This is a genomic window from Flavobacterium adiutor (genome assembly GCF_048282555.1).
In the GTDB taxonomy this organism is placed as follows: domain Bacteria; phylum Bacteroidota; class Bacteroidia; order Flavobacteriales; family Flavobacteriaceae; genus Flavobacterium.
Genome location: NZ_CP182487.1, coordinates 3,953,899 through 3,976,685 on the forward strand (window position 1 = coordinate 3,953,899; position 22,787 = coordinate 3,976,685).

Sequence of the window (22,787 nt, forward strand, 5' to 3'; positions counted from 1 at the left end):
GAATGGCAAAAACAAAAAAAGAAACTTTAGACAAAAAAAGCGAATCAAAAAACGAAACTACAAAATCCTGGGAGTTATCCAAACAACAAAAAATTGTTTTTGGATGTCTTTTGGTATTATTTTCTATTGCATTATTAGTTGCATTTGTTTCTTTTTACATTAACGGGCAATGGCAAACAGACCAAAGTGCTGTTAGTCATTTGGATGACCGTAATGAAATTGTACAAAACTGGCTCGGAAAATTCGGCGCTTACCTTGCCGACTTAATCGTATATAAAGGTTTCGGAATAGCTTCATTTGTTTTTGTACGTTTATTTTTCCTTACCGGAATGTTCCTTGCATTAGAACTTTCAATTAAAAAACTCAAAAACACCTGGTTTTGGGATTTATTTGCCATTATAATTGTTTCAATCCTTTTTGGTTTTTTCGCCACATCAGCTCCGGAACTAGGTGGAACAATTGGGTATGAACTTAATTTATTCCTTCAGGATTATATCGGAAAAACAGGTACTTTACTTACGCTGCTTTTCGGATTAATTGTTTATTTGATTTTCAAAATAAAAGTATCCCCTGAAAAAATACAGTCTTATTTTGACTCTACTAAAAGTGAATTAAAATCAGAATTAAAAGCTGTAAAAACTACTCAGCAAGAACCTGAAAGTGCTTATAACTTAGAAGAATTTGCTATTGAGGAAGAAGATCCTGAGTTAGACAATATTCATCTTAAAACTGTTGATTCTCAATTCGAAATTAACAAAGAAGCCTTAAAACCAACTATTTCCCACGCATCAGAAATCGATTTAAACCCTGTTTTAAAGCCGGTTGAAATGAATATAAATCCGGCAAGAGAACCACAAGCTCATCATAACGAGGAGTTTGTTATTGAAAAAGCTGAAGAAGAAGATATCATTGAAGAAAATCTGGCATCTCGTTTAGTTGCTGATTTCGGATTATTTGACCCTACTTTGGATTTATCCAATTATAAGTTTCCAACTATCGATTTATTAAAAGAATACTCGTCAGGCGGAATCACAATCAACCAGGAAGAGTTAGAAGAAAACAAAAATAAAATTGTAGATACACTTCGAAACTACAAAATTGAAATTGCACAGATCAAGGCAACCGTTGGCCCATCTGTAACTTTATACGAAATTGTGCCGGAAGCCGGAATCAGAATTTCTAAAATTAAGAGTCTGGAAGATGATATCGCTTTATCTTTATCAGCATTAGGAATTCGTATTATTGCACCAATTCCAGGAAAAGGAACTATTGGTATCGAAGTCCCTAACAAGACTCCTACTATGGTTTCCATGAAAAGTGTTATTGGAGCCGCAAAATTTCAGGAAGCTGAAATGGAACTTCCAATTGCGCTGGGTAAAACGATCTCAAACGAAACTTTTGTTGTCGATTTAGCCAAAATGCCTCACCTATTGATGGCTGGTGCCACAGGACAAGGAAAATCAGTTGGACTAAACGCCGTTTTAACTTCGCTTTTATACAAAAAACATCCTGCTGAAGTAAAATTTGTTCTGGTCGATCCGAAAAAAGTGGAACTTACGCTTTTCAATAAAATTGAAAGACATTATTTAGCCAAACTTCCGGATACAGAAGATGCCATTATTACAGACAATGCCAAAGTGGTCAACACGTTAAATTCACTTTGTACCGAAATGGACAACCGTTATTCTTTATTAAAAGATGCGATGGTTCGTAACATTAAAGAATACAATGAAAAATTCAAATCCAGAAAATTAAATCCGGAAGCAGGTCATCGATTCCTGCCTTATATCGTATTGGTAGTAGATGAGTTCGCCGATTTGATTATGACTGCAGGTAAAGAAGTCGAAATTCCAATTGCGCGTCTGGCTCAGTTAGCTCGTGCGATTGGTATTCACTTAATTATTGCTACACAGAGACCTTCTGTAAATGTTATTACCGGTTTAATCAAAGCTAACTTCCCTGCCAGAATCGCTTTCAGGGTGACTTCAAAAATTGACTCAAGAACTATTCTGGACACACAAGGAGCTGATCAGTTAATTGGACGCGGAGATTTATTATACTCCAATGGAAATGACGTGATTCGCGTTCAGTGCGCTTTCATTGACACTCCTGAGGTCGAAAAAATAACCGATTTTATTGGCTCACAAAAGGCGTATGCTACAGCTTATTTACTTCCTGAGTTTACTGGAGAGGAAACTGGCATCAATCTTGATGTGGATATTTCCGAAAGAGATACTTTATTTAGAGAAGCAGCGGAAATTATAGTCAATGCACAACAAGGCTCAGCTTCATTATTGCAAAGAAAACTAAAATTAGGCTACAACAGAGCTGGACGTTTAATAGATCAGCTGGAAGCAGCCGGAATTGTCGGTCCTTTTGAAGGCAGTAAAGCCCGTAATGTCAATATCCTAGATTTAAGTGCTCTTGATCAATTTTTTAATAATGAACAAAATTAACATCATGAAAATTAAAATTCAGGAAATCACAAACAATTCTATTATGAAAATGAGTAAAAAGTATCTGCAAATAGCCATTTTACTGCTTTTGAGTTTTACTTCTGTTCAGGCTCAGGATAAAAAAGCCAAGGATTTATTGAACCAGGTAACATCTAAGATTAAAAGCTATAATAATATTTCTATCGATTTTAAGTATTCCCTAAATAATACCAAAGAAAACATCAATCAGGACAGCAAAGGAAATGTAATCATGAAAGGCAATCAATATGTATTGAATTTCATGGGGGTTACTAAGATATTTGATGGGCAAAAAACATATACAATTGTACCTGAAGATGAAGAAGTTACCATTTCTAAAGTAAACGAAAAGGACGATAATGCGATTACTCCTTCAAAAATGCTGACTTTTTTTAATTCCGGATACAAATACACTATGGATATTGTACAAAATGTCAAAGGAAGAAAAATCCAATATATCAAATTAGTACCCACCAGCGGAAAAGATCAAAGAAAGGAAATTCTTTTAGGCATTGATGCTCAGACAAAACACATTTATAATTTGATTGAGACCGGAAAAAACGGTACAAAAACAACTTTAACCGTTAATTCTTTTAAAACCAATCAGCCTTTATCAAAAAATCAATTTACCTTTGTAGCGAGTAAATACCCGAAATACTACATCAATAAATTAGATTAATTACAAGGTTGAAAATTTTAGACAAATACTTATTAAAAACATTCCTGATTACATTTACTACGGTATTTGTAATCCTTTTTTTTATATTCATTCTTCAGACAGTCTGGCTCTTTATTTCTGAACTTGCCGGTAAGGATCTGGATTTGATATTAGTTGTAAAATTCCTTCTTTTCTCAATGCCTAGAATTATTCCGCTTGTTTTGCCTTTATCGGTTTTATTAGCTTCGATAATGACTTTTGGTAATCTGGCAGAAAACTATGAATTTGCAGCAATGAAATCTTCGGGCATTTCTCTTCAGCGCGCGATGAGAATGCTGATTATTTTCATTTTCGTATTAAGCATTGTGGCTTTTTGGTTTTCTAACAATGTAATTCCTTATGCGGAATACAAATTTGTCAATTTCCGAAAAAACATTGCTCAGGCTAAACCCGCCATGGCAATTGCAGAAGGACAGTTTAATGATGTTGGCTTCTACAATATTAAAGTCAATAAAAAATCAGGAGAAAACGGCAATCTTTTAACCGGAGTTACCATTCATGAAAAGCCTTCAAATATGGGGGAAAACAAAACAGTAATAAAAGCCAAAAACGGAGAATTAATAAGCAGTGAAAAATCCAGTATTTTACAATTAGTCCTTAAAGATGGTTATTATTATCAGGATGTTACCCCAAAAAAATACGAAGACAGGGCTAAATTGCCTTTTATAAAAGGGGCTTTCAAAAAGCAGATCATCAATATTGACCTATCTGAATTAAACAAAACCGATACTGAAAACGAAAACATCAACAGCACAAGCAGCATGCTGAATGTTAACGAATTACGTTACACACTAGATTCTCTAAATAAAAGCAGGGACAATGAGGTTGTATCCTTTACCGAAAATATAAATCAACGGGTCGGACTATCCAAATTTGCTACAGCTTCAAAAGTAAAAGATAAGAAAAAGTCATTACCTGACAACCTTTTATCTCTTTACGACACTAAGCAAAAAAAGGCTATTTTAGATATGGCAAGCAGTAATGCCACAAGCACTATCTATTCTATAGAATCCACTCAAAAAGAATTAAAAGACAAGCAACGTGATATAAACAAACACATCACAGCTCTTTATGAGAAATTTGTTATTGCTTTTGCCTGCTTTTTAATGTTTTTTATAGGTGCGCCTTTAGGGGCAATTATTAGAAAAGGAGGACTTGGTTTGCCAATAGTATTTGCCGTGTTAATTTTTATTACATTTCATTTCATTAATACCTTTGGCAAAAGACTTTCACAAGAAGGTGGTATGACACCGTTTATGGGAGCATGGATGTCTTCATTTATATTATCTCCTTTAGCTATTTTATTGACTTATCGTGCCACAAATGATAATGGCTTAGTCAACTTTGATGCGATAACAACACCTCTCCAACAACTATTTCAGAAAATTTCCGAGCGTTTTTTCCCCGCTCAAAACAATAAATAATTATGTCAACAAAAATACAATTAAATACCATTGAGGAAGCTATAGAAGATATTCGTCAGGGTAAAGTCATCATTGTTGTCGATGATGAAGATCGTGAAAACGAAGGTGATTTTTTGGCTGCAGCCGAAAAAACAACTCCGGAAATGATCAACTTTATGGCTACTCACGGACGTGGATTAATTTGCACTCCTCTTACTGAAAGCCGTTGTAAAGAGTTAGATTTACGACCAATGGTAACTAACAATACAGACCATATGGAAACCGCCTTTACAGTTTCTGTTGATTTAAAAGGGAATGGCGTTACCACAGGAATTTCTGCCGCTGACAGAGCAAAAACAGTTTTATCGTTAGTAGACCCCAATACGAAACCACATGAATTAGCCCGTCCAGGACATATTTTCCCTTTAGTTGCCAAGCAAGGAGGCGTTCTAAGAAGAACAGGGCATACAGAAGCAGCTATAGATTTTGCCAGATTAGCCGGTTTTAAATCTGCTGGTGTTATTTGTGAAATTTTAAACGAAGACGGAACAATGGCACGTTTGCCGCAATTGGTTGAAGTGGCTAAAAAATTCAATTTAAAATTGGTTTCTATTGAGGATCTGGTAGCATACAGAATGCAGCACGACAGCCTGATCGTTAAAAAAGAAGATTTTGATATCGAAACCCGTTTTGGTACTTTCAGATTAAGAGCTTACGAACAAACCACTAATAAACAAATTCATATTGCTTTAACGAAAGGCACCTGGAATTTAGGCGAATCTATTTTGACCCGTATCCATTCTTCACAGGTTAATAATGACTTACTGGGTACTTTAACTAATAATGCCGATCAGCAATTAGATGATATGTTTAAGATCATCAATGAAGATGGAAAAGGAGCTGTTGTTTTTATCAATCAGGATATGACTGCTGTCAATCTTTTAAATCGTATTTCGGAATTAAAAGCTTTACAGGCAGAAGGCACCATGAAAGCGCCAAAAGTAGTTATTGACACAAAAGATTACGGAATAGGAGCCCAAATTCTGCACGATCTCGATATTTCAAAAATCAGATTAGTTTCTAATACCCAGCAAACCAAACGTGTTGGTATGATAGGTTACGGATTAGAAATTACAGAATATGTAAACTATTAATATGGGAACTTTAGAAGAAAGAATTATAAAATCAGAAACCCGTATTTTCAAGGCCGTTTTTCCAAGTACGACCAACCATTACGATACTTTATTTGGAGGTACAGCACTTCATCTGATGGATGAAGTTGCTTTTATCTGCGCGACACGATTCAGCAGAAAAAAAGTAGTAACCATTTCAACGGGCCAAATCGATTTTAAAAAAGCAATACCGGCCGGAACTTTAATCGAATTAGTTGCAAAAGTAATCAGTGTTGGAAGAACAAGCTGTAAAATTCATGTAGATATTTTTATGGAACAAATGTATTCGGAGCTTCGCGAAACGGTAGTTTCAGGAACTTTTTCGTTTGTTGCCGTAGATGAAAACAAAAAACCAACACCTATTTTAGACGATTTAGAATAATCTTTAAAAAATTCACACTTTCATAAATACTGATAATTAGACACTTGAAAATAGATTCAAAAAAGTTTAAAAAAAACTTCCAAAAAAGTTTTGATAACCGAAAAAGCGTCTTATATTTGCACTCGCAATCAGTAAATGAGAGCAACATACTGGAGAAATGGCAGAGCGGTCGAATGCGGCAGTCTTGAAAACTGTTGACTGTAACAGGTCCGGGGGTTCGAATCCCTCTTTCTCCGCTGAGAGCTTAAAAAGAGACTTTTCAAAGTTTACAAAAAAGGCTAAAATTCACGGAAAACCCTGCAAATCTTAGGATTAGCAGGGTTTCTTCTTTTATACTGCTTTTCAATATTTATAAAATCGAACAAAATCTTTGTGGCACATTCGTGGCACACTTGGAAATTTCGAAAATGTGCCACAAAATTTCATCTTAAGTCCCGAAATCAAAGGGGTTAAGCACGTTTACATCTTGTTTAAATAAGGTTATAATTCTACATTTACTAATCTAATAAGTTGAATTATGCTAGAGAACAGCTTTGGGTTGATATTCTTTTTGAAAGCATCCCGCAATGAGAGAAACATTAGAACCGTTTATTTCAGGATAACCGTTGACGGAATCCCGAAAGAAGCATCCACAAGACGGAAATGGGACAGCGAGCGCTGGAACCAAAAAACCGAGAGAGCAACAGGTACAAAAGAAGACGCAAAATCCCTAAACTTTTTTCTGGATTCACTCGCTATGAAGATCCATGAGATCAAATCCGAAATTATGTACTCCGGAAAACCCATAACTTCCCAAAAGATTATGGACCATGTTATGGGAAGAATAACTCCCAGAGCAAGGGTGCTGGAAGAATTTCAAAAACACAATGATGAAATGAAAGCCCTGATTGGCAACGGATATACAGAAGCCACACTGGAGAGATTCAATATTACTAAAAATCACGTAACGGCTTTCATTAAATCTAAATAATGTGAGTTCGATATAAGGAAGTAAAAAATATTTGGAAAACAGAGATGGTTTTTGTATATTAATGTCTGACAAACAACTAATTACAATTAAAACCATCCCTATGTTATCCAATGCTAAAATTACAGAAATTTACTTTATTATAGACGAATTCTCGAAAGAATTTGATAAAACCATGACTGCTCATAGCTTAAATGAAAAAGATTCTCCAAAGAAAAGAAACCGAAAATTTACGATGACTGATAGTGAAGTTATGACTATTTTAGTGCTTTTCCACGCTATGGGTTACAAAAATTTGAAGCATTTTTATTTGTTTTATATTGGGAAGCATTTGAAAAAAGAATTCCCAAACCTTGTTTCCTATAACAGATTTGTAGAACTTCAAAAAAAAGCTATTGTGCCAATGGCGCTATTTTTGAAAACTTGTTGTTTGGGACAATGTACAGGAATTTCTATTATTGACTCAACCCCTTTACGATCATGCCATATTAGACGAGAAAAACAACACAAAACATTTAAGGATTTAGCAACAAAAGGGCATACTTCAACAGGATGGTTTTTTGGATTTAAGTTGCATTTGATTATAAACGACAAAGGAGAAATTCTTGATTTTATGCTTACTCAAGCCAGTGTTGACGATAGAGAACCATTAAAAAGCAACAACTTTCATAAAAGAATATTCGGAAAACTTTTTGGAGATAAGGGATATATTGGAAAAGATTTGTTTGAACAACTTTTTATTGATGGAGTCCATTTGGTCACTAAAATCAAAAAGAATATGAAGAATAGTATAATGCTTTTACAAGACAAAATTATGCTTAGAAAACGATCATTAATCGAAACTATTTATGATCAATTGAAAAATATTTGCCAAATAGAACATACAAGACATAGGAGTTTTGATAATTTTATAACAAACTTACTATCAGGACTTATAGCCTATTCTTTTTTTCCTAAAAAGCCTTCTATAAATGTCGATTTTGAAAATAACAGACTTGTTGCTTAAATATTCTTATATCGAACTCACGTTATTATACAAATTTTTCAAGCTAATCAGCACTACAATAACTACTCCACACAAATTTTTGCATTTATAAAGCGCTTATTTTACAAAAAAATTAAACACTATATGGCTTATTTTAGGATGTCTTCTTCCACATTTATTTGTTTATTATCCCTCTTCTTACGTCAAGTAAAAGTTGTAAAAAACTTGACAATTGATATATAATTGTATATCTTTGCAGTTATTATGACAGTAGCAGATAAAATAGGACGTAAAGTAAAACAGATTGCGCCGGGAGAGGTATTTGGATATGCTGCACTTGGTCTTTCTGCTGATGAATTACTGGCAGGAGCAAAAGCGCTTGGCAGGCTGACTTCTAGAGGTATAGTTAAAAGAGCAAGAAAGGGATATTATTATAAACCCAAAATAAGTGTGTTCGGCGAACAGAAACCCAGGGAAGAAGCGCTGCTGGGATTGTATTTGTATGAGGACAGTAGACAGACTGCTTATGTTACGGGCACAAGGCTTTATAATAGGCTGGGGCTGACTACACAGGTTACAAATGCAGTGCGAGTTGCCTCTCAGAGCAGGCAGATAAAAGGACGTGCTGGGAGTATGGCTGTAAAACCTGCGAAGAGTTATGTTAAGGTTACACCTGATAAGATTCGTTATCTTGAGATTCTGGATGTTATGAAAGATTTTAATTCTATTCCTGATATGCAGGCCAAAGACGGACTTACCTATTTAAAAAAAGAAATAGGTCGTTTAAAAAATGATGAGATTAAAAAGCTGGTATCTTACGGGATTTCATATCCTCCAAAAGTAAGAGCGCTGCTTGGAGCGGTGCTGGAAGATATAAAGGATTTCGGAGACTTAAAGAAGCTAAAGGCGTCAATTAATCCAGCAAGCCGTTACCAGTATGGGATTACTGCGGAATTACTGCCTACTATTAATTTCTGGAACATAGGATAATGAATTTACATTTAGATAAAGACAGTTTTGAAGGAGCCATTGTAATTGCGGCGGAGCATTTTAAAGTTTCAGAGATTTTAATAGAGAAAGATTACTGGGTTACATATGCACTGCAAGAGCTGTTTTCGTCTGCAGTAAAAGATAATATTGTTTTTAAAGGCGGAACATCCCTTTCCAAATGTTATAAAATTATTCACAGGTTCTCTGAAGACATTGACCTCATAATTATAAAAGAGTCTGGTGATTCTGGCAACGCATTAAAAAATAAACTAAAAGAAGTAACGAATATAACAGATGATTCGATATTAAATCCTGTTGAGGATCATCCCGGTACAAATAAAAAAGGGAGCATTCGTAAAATAGTATATTCTTTTCCCAAGCTGGGCATGCAAGGACAGTATGGTGAGGTTGGAGAATTTATTGCGGTTGAGGTTTCTCATATGGGAAGTTCTGAGCCCCGCCAGACCACATATATCTGCAGCTTGATAGCAGAATATATTAAACAAAGCCAGACTCCTGAACTTATTGAAAGATTCGGGCTTGAGGATTTTCAAGTTACGGCGCTGGGAATTGAACGCACGTTCTGCGAGAAAATTATCAGTCTGGTGCGTTTTTCACATACGGAAAAACCCATTGAAGAATTGTCTAAAAAGGTGCGCCACACTTATGATCTTCATCTGCTGTTAAAGCAGGACAAAATTAAAGAATTCACTGCTTCAAAAGAATTTGACCAAATGCTGCTGCAGGTCGGACTCGATGATGATAAGGCCATTCCTAACAATAAAGACTGGCTATATGTGCACCCTGGAGATGCACTATTATTTAAAAGTACTGCAGCTGTGTGGGAACAATTAAAGAAAATTTATACTTCTTCGTTTAAAGAAATGGTGACTGGTGAACTTCCAAAGGAGGGTGAAGTTTTGGAGACTCTGATGTTTCTATCTGGGAGAATTCAGAAAATGGATTGGCCGATAACAAAATAATATTTCAGAAAAAATTAAGCGCTGGAAAACATTTATTATTCAAAGATTTGAAAAAAAGTGAATTGTCTGAGTGATTTATTTTAAACAAAAAACTAAACTGATTTACTTTAAAAAGTAAAAAAAACTGTAGATATAATAAATTGTTATCCATCTATTTTCTTTTTATGATATTTTTTCAGCCATTTTTCCATTTTTTGCAATAGTTGAATTTCTTTCAGGTCATCGGTTTGATCTGTTCCTTCCCCACAGTGGCTGATTTTTCAGCGGCAAAATCTTGAGAAAAACGGATAGCTGCAGATTCGAACCTAACAGTTGGATAGGCTATCATAACTCGTTTTTATTTCTAAAATACTGGCGCGCCACGATTCTGCCACAAAACTTTAAACTGGAGAAAATTGTTAAAAACCGCCTTAACTTTTTGTGGCAAAAAAGGTATCCACTCCAAAATCCATGTGCCATGATTCTGCCCTAAAATTTTGACTTTTAATATATATAAACCGCTTTATCTTTCTATGTCAAAAGGTATCCCTTCATTTTATATTTTTTATCACTGTAGCATCTGTTTTTATCTAGAATTTCGACAATTTATGTTGTTTTAATAAGTTTTGTATTTGAAAATCAGTAATATATGTTTTATTGAAGTGAATTAATTCGTAATTTTAACCATCTATTATAACGTGAGTTCGATGTAAAAAAGTAAAAATATATTTGAAAAATAGAGATGGTTTATGTAAATTAATAGCTGATAACCAATTAATTATATTTGAAACCACCTCTATGTTAGATGCGAATAAAATTACTGAAATTTACTTCCTTATAGACGAATTCTGTAAAGAATTTGATAAAACTATATCTGCTCATAGCTTAAAAGAAAAAGAGGCTCCAAAGAAAAGAAACCGAAAATTTAGTATGTCAGATAGTGAAGTTATAACCATTTTAGTGCTATTTCACATTATGGGTTTTAAAAACTTAAAACATTTTTACTTGTTTTATGTAGGAAAACATTTGAATAACGAATTTCCAAACCTTGTGTCTTACAATAGATTTGTGGAACTTCAAAAAAGAACCGCTGTACCAATGGCCCTATTTTTGAAAACATGCTGTTTGGGTCAATGCACAGGAATTTCTATAATTGACTCTACCTCTTTGAGAGCATGCCATATTAGACGGGAAAAACAGCATAAAACATTCAAAGATTTAGCTACAAAAGGGCATACTTCAACGGGATGGTTCTTTGGGTTTAAATTACACTTAATTATAAATGATAAGGGAGAAATTCTTGATTTTATGTTTACTCAAGCCAATGTTGATGATAGAGAACCTTTAAAAAGCAATAACTTTCACAAAAGAATTTTTGGAAAACTTTTTGGTGACAAAGGATATATTGGAAAAGATTTGTTTGAACAGCTTTTTATAGATGGTGTGCATTTGGTTACTAAAATCAAAAAGAACATGAAAAATAGTATGATGCTTTTGCAAGATAAAATTATGCTAAGAAAACGCTCATTAATTGAAACTGTTTATGATCAATTGAAAAATATTTGTCAAATAGAACATACAAGACACAGAAGTTTTGACAACTTTATAACTAATTTATTATCAGCACTAATAGCCTATTCTTTCTTCCCTAAAAAGCCTTCTATAAATATTGATTTTGAAAACAACAGGCTTGTAGCTTAATTATTGTTTACATCGAACTCACGTTATAATATATACCTTATAAATGGAAAAATTTGTGTTCACTAGCCAATTTAGGATTGATTAGCTTTAAAAATTTGTAAAAACCAATCTATATTCAAAGGTTAATCTTAAATTTCTTCATCACATAAATAACTTAAAAATGTTTTGTTAGTGATGTCATAAAAATTTGTATTTTGCTACGCAATTAACTACAGATTATAACACATTGTTAAACAGATGATTACGAGTAAAAAAATGACAATTTGAAATTTTTGGCACAATCGTGGCACGCAGTAAAAAAATATTAGAAATGCAGTATACAAGCGGGCTGCGGGCTTAAGGTTCGAATCCCTCTTCCTCCGCGGAATTTACAAAACCTTCAACACATGTTGAAGGTTTTTGTTTTATTGACTATTTTATTGTATCACATTTGGGATTGAATTCAATCACCTAACTTATACAATTTATTACATTGTTCAAGATATAATTTTCTGTACTAACTTGCTTTTCTATTATAGAAACTGTTTCCAGCGCCATAATAATTAGAATAAATATGCTGATAAATAGTCACTGTTTTAAGACTAACTTCTTCATCTGTGTAAACTTCTTGAGGAAGCCAAAGTAATTGATTATATATTTCACTTTTTACTTGAGCAGTTACCTCTCTTTTTTCTCGCCAGCGATCAATTTTCAATTTTTCAGCTTTTAGTTTGTCTAGAGTTTCACTTGCTACTTTTTTCACTTGTTTAAGATCATCTCCATATAACTCTTTTCCTTCGCGAAGCAAATCGAAAATTGCGAGTGTTTCCTGATCCGCTAATTGCTCTCTAATAACTCTTTTCTCTTCAAAAGTTAAATCGTTGTAAAAGTTATTTAAATTATTAAAGGCAGTTAATGTATCTTCTAAAGACTTTCCTTTGTTATACTCATCAACGATTTCTTTATAACGTTCATAAAATTCCAATCTTAAAGGATTTTCCTTAAGCATCTGTTGCAATTTTTGACCGATCGCATTTTGCAAATCGTAAACAAATGTGTTTTTATTTGGCATCTTTGCAAAAGCTTCTTTTAACTTTTCAAAATTTAATAGACTTAAATCAACATAAACTTCATTTTCAGGCTCATTTAACTCGTCTTGTTCTAAATATATACTCTCATTAACAATAGCTTGCAATTGCATCATGATTTCAGTTACATCTGCCGATTTTATATTCTGATTTAATAAACTATAAATTGCATCAATAGCATTAAATTCTTTTATATATAATTTCGCTTGTTCTTCAGGAAAAAGAGCTTTGTATTTTCTAAAAACATTTCGAGCCATCATTTCAAAACTTGTTCGAGTTGTTTCATTTAAACAAATACAATCTCCTGCTTTTTTTAGTAAACCTATTTTTTCCATAGGTTTTACATTAAACAAATCAGAAAGTTTGAAATTTATAGAAGATAAATAATCTTTAGTTTCTTTAATAGCAGTTTTTAATTCGCCTTCAAGGTCTGCAATCTCTTCAACCGCTTTTGCATTATTAGAATCATTACTTCCTTTACCTCCTTCTCCATATACAGAATATGCTTTCTCCAATTGCTTATAAACATTTCCATAATCTACAATTAAACCATTTTCTTTTTCGTCATCATAAACTCGATTAGCTCTTGCAATGGTTTGCATAAGAGTATGTCCTTTGATTGGCTTATCTAGATATATTGTTGATACACATTGAGCATCAAAACCAGTAATCCACATTGCGCAAACAATAGCTAAACGAAAAGGATTTTCAGCATCTTTAAACTCTTTTTCCAGATTACGCTCCACCATTTTACGACGGTGTTGCTCAATATCCAATTTCATTTTACGAAATTTATCAACTTCATTCTGCTCGTTACTTACAACTACGCAGATTTCTGTTTCTAGAACTATATCGTATTTACGTTTTAATTCTTGTGCTTCCTGCTGATCTTTCGCTTTTAGAATTTTATCCTCTAGTTCTTTTAAATATACAGGCCAATATTTCATGACCAATTGGTGCATTCTTACCGCTGTTGGTTTATCAAGAGCAACATACATTGCTTTTCCCTGATATCCTCTATCATTGAAATGCCAAACTAAATCTTTTGCAATATCATCTAAACGACTTTCAGCAGTTAGAATTGGATAGTTCTTTTGGAACAAATAAGATAGTTTTTTCTTTTCATCTTCTTCTAAATTTTCATCCTCCAGAACCTCAGCCATCTTTTCGTCAAGCTCAGGATTTTCAATTCCTAATTTTTTACCTCTGTTCACATAAAGCAGAGGTAATGTTGCATCATCCTCAATTGCACGTTTGAAATCATAGACTGAAACATATTCTCCAAAGATATTTTTAGTCAATTCTTCTTCATCTTTTATTATTGGAGTTCCAGTAAAACCTAAGTAGGAAGCATTTGGCAAACCAAAGAAACGCATATTGCGAGCATAAGTTCCGCCTTGAGTACGGTGTGCTTCATCTGAAATAACGATGATATTTTTTCGATCGGTAATTAGGGGATATTCAGTTTCTTTTTCCGAATCGATAGAAAACTTGTGAATTAATGTAAAAACATAACGATGATTCTCCGAAAGTAATTCTCTTAGATGATCTCGCCCTGTAATTCCTGTTTTTTTTCCAGCAACAATATTTTTATCATTTACAATTCCAACACCAGAAAAAGTATCATATAATTGATTTTCTAATTCTGTTCTATCTACTGCTATTAAAAATGTATATGCTCCTCCAAACTTTCGATGTACTTTTTCGCATAAAAAAACCATCGAATATGATTTCCCACTTCCTTGTGTATGCCAATAAACTCCAAGTTTTCCTTGTAGATTTTCAATGTTTTTAACATTTTCTAATACTTTATTAACTCCAATATATTGGTGATTTTTAGCCATTAGTTTGACCACATCGCCACTATTCTCATCAAATAATAAAAAGTTTTCAAATAAATCCATTAATCGATGTGGAGCACAAGTACCACGCAACATTGTATCTAAACTTACGACTCCTTCTTCCTCTTCTTCAATTCTTTTCCAATCTAAAAAGAATTTATATGGACTCGTAACAGTTCCAACTTTACTATCAACACCATTACTTAAAATGATGAAAGCATTGGTGAGAAAAATAGGCGCGATTGTATCTTTATAATCCTTTATATTGTCATTATAAGAATTGCGTAAATCATTACAATGTGCTTTTAATTCAAAGAAAACCAAAGGAATTCCATTTACAAAACCAATAACATCGGGGCGACGACTGTACAATTCTCCAACAACTTCTAACTGCCGGATTGCCAAAAAATCGTTGTTCTCATAATCTTTATAATCAAATACTTTGAGTTTCTTTTTTATTAATTCTCCTTCGTTGTTAGTGTAACTTACTGGTATACCATTTTTAAGCAGATCGTATTTTTCTTTATTTATACTTCCTAATGTTTTATCAGCTATTTTTTGAGAAAGAACTTCATAAGCTTGCTCATAAACAGAAAATGGTAAATCTGGATTTAATTTCGCTAATGCTTGTATTACATAACGTTTTAAAATTACTTCAGATTTATTTTCACGACCTAATAAACCTTTTTGTCCAAAGGTCTCTTTTGTCCATGCTGTAACCACTTTCCAACCTAACTCTTCTAACACATCTTGAGTGGCTTGTTCTATAAGGGCATCTTCTGAATATTCGTAGCTCATATCAAATATAATTTACTCATTAAAAATTGCTGATTTAGCGATTAGCTCTTCAATTCTTAGTAAAAATTCAATTTCACTTTTTCTAATATCATGCATATTCATTTGTTCTTGTATAAATATACCGTCAACTATAAATGCATGTTGATTATTTTCATTTCCAAATAGACTTGTCGAATGTGCATTAAGTTTATTTATTTCTGAAGAAAAAGGATATAGTAATCCTCCAAATATAACCTTAGGCTGATAATATTGAATATAAGAATGAATTTGAAAAAAATCACTTCTATCAATATCATTTTTAAAAGATCTCATTTTTTTAAACTTGGCATCGAAAACTATTATTTTATCACTTTCTTTATGTTTCATTACTAAGTCTGGAAACATTTTACGACCATAAAACAAGTTTTGATAAACATCCAATTCTTCTTGTCCTGTAACATCCCAATCATTAAAATGTTTGCTTAAAAGTTTTTCTAAGTAAACTTCAAATAACTGTGAAATATCAAATAAATACCCTTTGGTTTCTAAAGCGGTATTATTGCTTTCTGATACCAAATTTTGTTCCTTCAAAATAATTTCAGCATAAATTAATACATTTTTGAAATTCCCAAACATTGGATTTTTTAATACATTATGATTTTTTACTTTTTCAATAGTCGAATGTTGTATATAAACTCCAGAATAATTTTGTTTTAGTAATTGAAAAACTCCGTGAATTTTACGGTGTATTTCTTTACCAAAACTCTGTTCTAGTTTTTTGCATGCGAGATACAAAACATCGATAATTTCCTGAACATACACTTGTTCGCGATATGTTGTTGTTAATTTACCCTGAAAAGGAAAATCATGTTTTAAGTAAGCATTTACATCAACTTTTCCCCTGACCTTATAACTGCGCTGTATTTGAGATTTATATATTTTTGGTAATCCCATAATAGAAGCTTTCTCTAAAGCATGAATAAAAAGATAAGCTATAATATTTTGAAACTCATTTGTTTCTTTTGATTGAGATGCCTTTGATTCTTGATTATCAATATAAATATCATTTATAAAGTTCAACATTCTTTTTAAGAATGCTTCGCCATACGGAGTTGTTAAATTAAACTGGCAACCTTTATGATATAAAACGCCTGCAAATAATCCTGTTTGGATAATAAATTTTGTTTTATCTGAATTTTGTTCACGAGAATAAAGTTTCAAAATTAATTGCTCCTCTTCTTCCAATTTATTAGAGCGGTTTTTAAAACCAAAAATTTTTATCTGTTCTAATGATTTATTTTTAGTTGTCAACTCAAAAGTCGAGGTAAAAAAATTACTTTTAATTGTATCACAATCTTGCTCTAAAAGCATACCGAATTTCTCAATTAACTGGTTTTCTGTTAAAGGAGATTCTTCATAAAAATTATGATTTGTTGGTATACTTATACGCATCATTAATTCACTTGAAAATGTTTCGTAAATTCAGCTAATGCCTTTTCTAATTTATCATCTAATTCGCTTTCTGCAAACATTGATCTAAGATATTCTTTAAGAGTGGGGCTTAAATGAAGATGAAATAAGTATTCTAAATTCTTTTTAGTAATTTCTTTTCTACCTGCTATTGCAGACATTTTCATAAAGAAAGAATGTCCAAATTCATAGGATTTTCCTAAGCCTAAGTTATTAGCTATATAATTGTTTAACCTTTTACATGATAGGGTGTAATTTTCTATATTTGTGAATACATCTCCATTTTTAAATCTAGTTTCTCGCTCAATAACCTCGTAATCGCAATCTTTACGAATCCATTTAAATCTTCTACGTAGTGCCAAATCAAATGCATCGATACTTTTATCAACATCGTTCATCATACCAATAAAAAAAACATTTGCAGGAACGCCAAAATAAGCATTACCTTCTACAAAATGATATGCTAGATCTTCTTTATCGGGATCTTCCTTAATCATTTCCTCAATCAAAGTAGAATATTGTGTTTTAATAAGATTTTCATTATTTCCATTTACTACGTCATGACGATAATCTTTCTCTAAACACAATAATGTTTCGCCAAATACTGAAGACAAATTTGCCCTGTTTATTTCGTCAACCACAAAGTAAAATTTCTTGTCTGGATTAGACTTCGCTTTTTTACAAAACCTTTTAAAAATACCATCAACCAGTTCGAATTTTATATTTCCATCTTTTGTAACTCCTTTTGGTTTGATACCTTCAATAAAATCTTCGTAAGTAAAGGATGGGTGAAATTGAACGAACTCATATCTACTTCGATCTCCTTGGCAAATAAAATTTAAACTTTCTTTTACAGCAAAAGTTTTTCCAGTTCCCGGCGGACCGTATAAAATAACATTCGGTGTGTTTTCGTCAGCGATACTTTGTGTTTTAGCAAAATGCCATAAAAACCAAGATAACAATACCGAATCAACTACATTATTATCTTTTAGATCTAAAATTTGATTGGCAATAGTTCTTATTTCATAGTTTTTACCAAGATTTGTCTGCTCATCACTATTTACAAATTCATTATGTAAAAAGTCAATAACACTATCCGAATAAATAAATAAAAAATCAGTTGTATTATCTAAAACAGCCATTTTTCGTAATATCTGTTTGGAAGTATATTCACTAGTTTCTACTAATGGAATTTTTTCCGTTGGATCTCCAGTGTTTACAATATCTTGAAAAAGTTTTTTTATTGTATCATCGAATAATATAGATGCTTTACTTTTATCATTTCTATTCTCCTTTTCACCGTGTTTTAATTCTTTACGAATAGTATAAGTTTCTCCATCAAAATTTAATTTTATCTCAAAATTATTAGCATTACCTGGTTTTGATGACCCAAAAAAAGTACTGGTAGTTCGTTCTAAAAAATTGCATAAATAACCGCCAGGCATTTGCGCGTTATCTGAATTTAATCTATTAGTGTAGTCATCAATTGAAAAACTATTATCCTTTATTTTAGATGCATATTTTTTCCATTCATCCAATAAAGCTTCTACATTATTTCTTATATCAACATTTTTTTTACCATCGTAGAAAAAATCTTTATATTTTAACCACATAATCTTGATTTCCGATTGTCTTTCAGGACTCAATTTTATATTTTCCATAAGTGTTTTTCTTGTTGAGACTTTATACCATTCTCTGATAAAATCGTTTGTTGCATTATTGCCTTGGCATTTTGTTAAAGTTCCTGGTGCTTGTATATAATTTTTATCATACTTTTTAAGTAGTCTATCCTTTATTTTAGCTATAGAGTCTTCATAAATTGCTACTAATGTTATATTTCTTCGCAGGTTAAACCAATCAAAATCTTCATTTGTCTTATTTTCTAAAAATGCCTTGCTCTCAATTCTCACTAGAGCTACGGGAGTTATTGTATCACGTATCATTACAATATCTCCAATTTTCATTTGATTTTCAAATACTTCAGGAGCAATATTGGGATTTCCATTTTTATCTTTCCATGAATCCCCCAGACCAATAACCTGTTTGGTCTCAAGTATAGAAACAACAGTTTCTACAGATAAGCGATCATCAGGATGCAATTGCATATGCCAATAGTTCATATCTATTTTGCTGTTTATAAAGTTCCCAATTCTACCTCCTCTACATCAATCATCCCACTCATCAATCTTGGCGATAAAATATCCCGAGCTTCCTTGAGAAGGCGATTTTGATAACCAAGATTAAAAATCGATTGAAACAAAGGATCGATTTCTTCATTAAATTTCTTTAATGTTTCAATGTCTGGAACTTTAACTTTTTGAAATTCCAAAAAAGCGACCCAATTGTAATTCACAATATTACTAGCACTCCTTTTTTCAAAAATTTCAGTTAATCTATTTTTTCTAAGATATTTAAAAAACAAATAAATCATATTTGTATACTCTATTGATACTGGACGTATAAGTTTGCAAAAACTGGCACACATTACATCTGAAGAAAAATGTTTTAATAAATCATTTGTTATCAATAATGATTTTGCAACCCCTTCATTAGAACTTCCACCTGAAACTTCAAAAACAATGTCACCATGAATTAATTTTCTAGATTTTAAATTTGATTCGGTATGCCATCTGTTTGGAACATTTTCTGAATTACCGTAAGACAACTTATCGATATCTGTCCCTCTGATCACAAATGCATTTTGAGAAAATTCATTCGTTTGTAATTCTTCTCCCCAGCCTCCTCCTATATCAAAGCTAATAAGCTTTCTTAACTTAGATTGAGTCCAACCATTTGGAATTCCTTTCACACTAAATAATTCCTCATAAATAATCTGTGTTTTTTCTTCTAATAATTTTATACGTTTTAAATTGTTTTCAATTAAGTCATCGTACAATGATAATATTGATCCTATTTTTTTTTGAATAAGCAAATTCGGCACATTCACTTTAATTGCGCAAAAATTTGATTTGCTAACGTGATGTCTTCCAGAAGCCGTACCTGGGTTTGCATTTTCAACCTTCGGTAAATTATACTTCAAAAGATAAAATACAAAATCTTCATCATATTTTTCAGATGGAATTACTACGTTTACTGATTGATTTGTAAAACAATGCTGATCCGCCTGAAATATTTTTTGTCCAACTGTCCCAATAGTAACTACTCCTGTTGCTTTTGGAGGAATATATGAATTTTTATATTTTTTAAAAGCTTTCTCAGAATAGTTCTCTTCCCAACTAGTAACATGTCTCTTATCTATATCCATATCTGTTGGCTTAATAAATGGATATGAGCCACCATAATTTTCAGAATCTTTTTTAGGTGGGGTATTACCAGTTATAACTTGACCGAGATCACCAATAGTTATTTCTTTCCAGTTTTTCTTCATAGTTGTACTCCTTGAATTTGCTTCATTAATAAATTAGCCTCATCATTCAAAATTGCTAATTCATTATGAATTTCAACCATACGACCTTTATAATCAAAATCCATATCAAGATCTACTACAACACCTACATAGCGTCCGGGATTCAAACTATAATCTTTTTCCGCCACTTCTTCCAGGTCGACTATTTTACATAGCCCCTCTATGTCTTCGTATACTCCAGATGGAAATTTATCTTTAAACCATTCATTATTGGGTTTTATCTCTGGCTTTTCACCGCGAAACATAGCCATAATAGCGGTTAATCCTTCAAGTTGGTCTTCACCAAAATCATTGATCGTCGTTGTAACCTTACGAAAGGTATTACGAGCATCAATCATTAATATTTTCTTTTTGTTTTTAGGCTTTTTTCCTTTATTGTAAAACCATACATGACATGGTAAAGAGCGTGTATAGAAAAAGTTATTTCCTACTGAAACAATACATTCTACATCGCCTGTTTCTATCAATTTCTGGCGAATGCGTTTTTCAGCATTTCCTGCATCTGTTGCAGATGAAGCCATTACAAATCCAGCACGTCCTGTTTCGTTTAAATACGAATGAAAATATTGCATCCATAAATAATTTCCATTGCTTACAGTTCCATTACCTGTAAGTGGAGCTCCAAAAGGAAGACGCTCATCTTCAGCAAGAAATTTATTTTTAGCATCAACTTTATCCACATTAAAAGGAGGATTTGCCATTACGAAATCACACTTTCCCGTAAGATTATGCGGGTTGGTATAAAAGCTGTTGCTTTCTATAATTTTACCTTCTATACCATGAATCGCTAAATTCATTTTAGCCAATTTAGCATTGTTGCTTTTTAATTCTGTACCATAAACATGAATTGCTTCATTGACTTTTTTATTTTCATGATCCTGAACAAAATGAGCAGTCTGTACAAACATACCGCCAGAACCACAAGCAGGATCATGTATTATTCCGTGATTAGGCTGTATAAAATTCACAATAAGATTAACAAGCGACGGAGGCGTAAAGAATTCACCACCTTCTTGAGCACCTGCACCTTGCATAGAGAATTTCATTAAGAAAAACTCGTAGATACGTCCGAAGACATCACCTTTAGCATTACGTACAGCATCTTTATTGAAAACACGTACTAAATCACGTAGTAATTTGTCATCAAACTCTTGTTAACTTTTTGGAAGAATACCGGCTAAATCAGGATATTCGGCTTCAATCAATTTCATTGCATTGTTGATAGCTTCGGCTATATCTTCACTTTCTGGAAGCAATGAAAGGTATTCATATTTTGCTTTTTCAGGCAAAAGAATCGCTCCTTCTCCTGCAAAATCTTCTTTTGTGGCCTCGCGTTGTTTTCCTGTACGTGGGTTTATGGGTAAAGAATTTGCAAGACTTGCTTTTGCATCTTCATAACGATTTTGTGCGAAACGCAATAATACTAAACCAAGTAAAGGATCTTTGTATTCAGCAGCTGTAAGTTTAGAATTTCCTCTTAATTCATCTGCAGCATCCCAGAGTTCTTTTTCTAAATTTTTTATTTGTTGTTGGGTCATGAAATATTATAAAACTTGTATTTATTCTGTTTTTTTCGATTGGCTAAAATATCGATTATTTAATTAATAAGATTGTGGAAATCCATAAAAGGATAGAAAAAAAACATCGTATAAGCTGGAAAACATTTTCAAGATGTTTGCCTAGAAGTTTGCTCTTTAGAAATTTGTGGCAGAATCATGACACAGATGAAAATTGAATATAAAAAGTGTTTAAAATTTGTCATCGCCAACTGCAGTTCGAATCGGGATGAGTCCGATATGTTTCTGATGTGGGTGAATCAAATTCCAATCCTGTAATTTGTTCACATTTTTAAATAGTTCACGTTTCGTGAGCACTACGAAAAAATGAACATCATTAACTTTAAGATAAGCTAGCTACAAACAAATACATTTTCCTGTTTTGAAGTCATAAATTAAAACACTCTAAAATACTTAACCGTCAATAGTGATTTTTTTCTATTACTTATTAGCAAATCATATTTTAGATTTTTGCATTTCAAAGAAGTTTAATAGAGATTATATTAATTGTACATATTTGTATTCGTCGCAAATATCTACAATATTTACGACAAAAGAAGGTCAAATAAAGATCATAAATCATTAAATTTAAACAACTTGAACATACAATAAAATCCAAGGGGGGCTCTGTATTTTTATCAAGTTTTCGAACGAAAATTGTAAAAATTATTAGCAAAATTTTATATGATTTATGGCAGAGCCGCTATCTATTTTGATTTCATTAAACATAAAATCGATCAGAGCAAATGCAGTTAATTCGATTACTGTCTCATTTCTATTATATCTTGTAGTGCTTAATCTATTAAATGCTGCTATTCTCTCAAAGAATTTCTTCTGTTTTTTTTCGGAATATTCGCGCCAAAAGGGATTTTTTCACGCCATATTCGCGCCAAAA

15 protein-coding genes, 1 tRNA gene and 1 pseudogene are annotated in these 22,787 nt (G+C 32.5%); 11 read left to right on the plus strand and 6 right to left on the minus strand.

Translation table 11 applies throughout. The annotated features are described in order from the left end of the window. The first annotated feature begins 2 nt into the window (after positions 1-2). The 11 genes from ACNC7R_RS16745 to ACNC7R_RS16795 all read left to right on the plus strand — a co-directional run bounded on the left by ACNC7R_RS16745 (position 3) and on the right by ACNC7R_RS16795 (position 11,754). On the plus strand, positions 3-2,456 hold the full coding sequence (locus tag ACNC7R_RS16745) for a DNA translocase FtsK (RefSeq protein WP_417942187.1): 2,454 nt from the start codon (positions 3-5) through the stop codon (positions 2,454-2,456). Between the two features lie 4 nt (positions 2,457-2,460). Further along, positions 2,461-3,153, plus strand: coding sequence for a LolA family protein (locus ACNC7R_RS16750; RefSeq protein WP_417942188.1), 693 nt, complete (start codon positions 2,461-2,463; stop codon positions 3,151-3,153). Between the two features lie 8 nt (positions 3,154-3,161). Next, a complete protein-coding gene (locus ACNC7R_RS16755) occupies positions 3,162-4,616 on the plus strand; it encodes an LptF/LptG family permease (RefSeq protein WP_417942189.1) in 1,455 nt (484 codons plus the stop codon). A 2-nt stretch (positions 4,617-4,618) separates the two neighbouring features. Beyond that, positions 4,619-5,749 (plus strand): 3,4-dihydroxy-2-butanone-4-phosphate synthase, encoded by a 1,131-nt coding sequence (ribB, locus tag ACNC7R_RS16760; protein ID WP_417942190.1) that lies wholly within the window; start codon positions 4,619-4,621, stop codon positions 5,747-5,749. A gap of 1 nt (position 5,750) precedes the next feature. Beyond that, complete coding sequence (locus tag ACNC7R_RS16765) at positions 5,751-6,149, plus strand: acyl-CoA thioesterase (RefSeq protein ID WP_223683064.1); 399 nt, start codon at positions 5,751-5,753, stop codon at positions 6,147-6,149. Between the two features lie 151 nt (positions 6,150-6,300). Beyond that, a tRNA-Ser gene (locus ACNC7R_RS16770) sits at positions 6,301-6,385 on the plus strand. A gap of 281 nt (positions 6,386-6,666) precedes the next feature. Further along, positions 6,667-7,119, plus strand: coding sequence for an Arm DNA-binding domain-containing protein (locus ACNC7R_RS16775; protein ID WP_417942191.1), 453 nt, complete (start codon positions 6,667-6,669; stop codon positions 7,117-7,119). Between the two features lie 100 nt (positions 7,120-7,219). Then, complete coding sequence (locus ACNC7R_RS16780; protein ID WP_417943188.1) at positions 7,220-8,122, plus strand: IS982 family transposase; 903 nt, start codon at positions 7,220-7,222, stop codon at positions 8,120-8,122. A gap of 243 nt (positions 8,123-8,365) precedes the next feature. Next, complete coding sequence (locus tag ACNC7R_RS16785) at positions 8,366-9,091, plus strand: DUF6088 family protein (protein ID WP_417942192.1); 726 nt, start codon at positions 8,366-8,368, stop codon at positions 9,089-9,091. After that, a complete protein-coding gene (locus tag ACNC7R_RS16790) occupies positions 9,091-10,074 on the plus strand; it encodes a nucleotidyl transferase AbiEii/AbiGii toxin family protein (protein ID WP_417942193.1) in 984 nt (327 codons plus the stop codon). Before ACNC7R_RS16785 ends, ACNC7R_RS16790 begins: the two co-directional genes overlap by 1 nt. 777 nt (positions 10,075-10,851) lie before the next feature. Beyond that, the gene (locus ACNC7R_RS16795) at positions 10,852-11,754 is read left to right on the plus strand and encodes an IS982 family transposase (RefSeq protein ID WP_417943189.1); all 903 of its coding nucleotides are present in this window, start codon (positions 10,852-10,854) and stop codon (positions 11,752-11,754) included. Between the two features lie 496 nt (positions 11,755-12,250). Here ACNC7R_RS16795 and ACNC7R_RS16800 read toward each other — a convergent pair whose 3' ends face one another. The 6 genes and pseudogenes from ACNC7R_RS16800 to ACNC7R_RS16825 form a co-directional block, all read right to left on the minus strand. After that, positions 12,251-15,460 (minus strand): type I restriction endonuclease subunit R, encoded by a 3,210-nt coding sequence (locus tag ACNC7R_RS16800; RefSeq protein ID WP_417942194.1) that lies wholly within the window; start codon positions 15,458-15,460, stop codon positions 12,251-12,253. Positions 15,461-15,472: 12 nt separating this feature from the next. Beyond that, positions 15,473-16,894, minus strand: a complete 1,422-nt coding sequence (locus ACNC7R_RS16805) for a 5-methylcytosine restriction system specificity protein McrC (RefSeq protein ID WP_417942195.1) — start codon at positions 16,892-16,894, stop codon at positions 15,473-15,475. Then, positions 16,894-19,029: an McrB family protein gene (locus ACNC7R_RS16810; RefSeq protein WP_417942196.1), complete on the minus strand. Its 2,136-nt coding sequence runs from the start codon at positions 19,027-19,029 to the stop codon at positions 16,894-16,896. Before ACNC7R_RS16810 ends, ACNC7R_RS16805 begins: the two co-directional genes overlap by 1 nt. A gap of 14 nt (positions 19,030-19,043) precedes the next feature. Further along, on the minus strand, positions 19,044-20,297 hold the full coding sequence (locus ACNC7R_RS16815) for a restriction endonuclease subunit S (protein ID WP_417942197.1): 1,254 nt from the start codon (positions 20,295-20,297) through the stop codon (positions 19,044-19,046). Further along, positions 20,294-21,406: pseudogene (locus ACNC7R_RS16820) on the minus strand (HsdM family class I SAM-dependent methyltransferase); the annotation flags it as partial. The gene ACNC7R_RS16815 and the pseudogene ACNC7R_RS16820, both read right to left, overlap by 4 nt. Positions 21,407-21,490: 84 nt before the next feature. Further along, on the minus strand, positions 21,491-21,874 hold the full coding sequence (locus ACNC7R_RS16825) for a type I restriction-modification system subunit M N-terminal domain-containing protein (protein ID WP_417942198.1): 384 nt from the start codon (positions 21,872-21,874) through the stop codon (positions 21,491-21,493). Between the last annotated feature and the right edge of the window lie 913 nt (positions 21,875-22,787).

Excerpts from the sequence above, each read along its gene's own strand:
- ACNC7R_RS16745 (WP_417942187.1), top strand. The coding sequence starts at position 3 with ATGGCAAAAACAAAAAAAGAAACTTTAGACAAAAAAAGCGAATCAAAA.
- ACNC7R_RS16750 (WP_417942188.1), top strand. The coding sequence starts at position 2,461 with ATGAAAATTAAAATTCAGGAAATCACAAACAATTCTATTATGAAAATG.
- ribB (WP_417942190.1), top strand. The coding sequence starts at position 4,619 with ATGTCAACAAAAATACAATTAAATACCATTGAGGAAGCTATAGAAGAT.
- ACNC7R_RS16765 (WP_223683064.1), top strand. The coding sequence starts at position 5,751 with ATGGGAACTTTAGAAGAAAGAATTATAAAATCAGAAACCCGTATTTTC.
- ACNC7R_RS16775 (WP_417942191.1), top strand. The coding sequence starts at position 6,667 with ATGCTAGAGAACAGCTTTGGGTTGATATTCTTTTTGAAAGCATCCCGC.
- ACNC7R_RS16780 (WP_417943188.1), top strand. The coding sequence starts at position 7,220 with ATGTTATCCAATGCTAAAATTACAGAAATTTACTTTATTATAGACGAA.
- ACNC7R_RS16785 (WP_417942192.1), top strand. The coding sequence starts at position 8,366 with ATGACAGTAGCAGATAAAATAGGACGTAAAGTAAAACAGATTGCGCCG.
- ACNC7R_RS16790 (WP_417942193.1), top strand. The coding sequence starts at position 9,091 with ATGAATTTACATTTAGATAAAGACAGTTTTGAAGGAGCCATTGTAATT.
- ACNC7R_RS16795 (WP_417943189.1), top strand. The coding sequence starts at position 10,852 with ATGTTAGATGCGAATAAAATTACTGAAATTTACTTCCTTATAGACGAA.
- ACNC7R_RS16800 (WP_417942194.1), bottom strand. The coding sequence starts at position 15,460 with ATGAGCTACGAATATTCAGAAGATGCCCTTATAGAACAAGCCACTCAA.
- ACNC7R_RS16805 (WP_417942195.1), bottom strand. The coding sequence starts at position 16,894 with ATGATGCGTATAAGTATACCAACAAATCATAATTTTTATGAAGAATCT.
- ACNC7R_RS16810 (WP_417942196.1), bottom strand. The coding sequence starts at position 19,029 with ATGAACTATTGGCATATGCAATTGCATCCTGATGATCGCTTATCTGTA.
- ACNC7R_RS16815 (WP_417942197.1), bottom strand. The coding sequence starts at position 20,297 with ATGAAGAAAAACTGGAAAGAAATAACTATTGGTGATCTCGGTCAAGTT.
- ACNC7R_RS16825 (WP_417942198.1), bottom strand. The coding sequence starts at position 21,874 with ATGACCCAACAACAAATAAAAAATTTAGAAAAAGAACTCTGGGATGCT.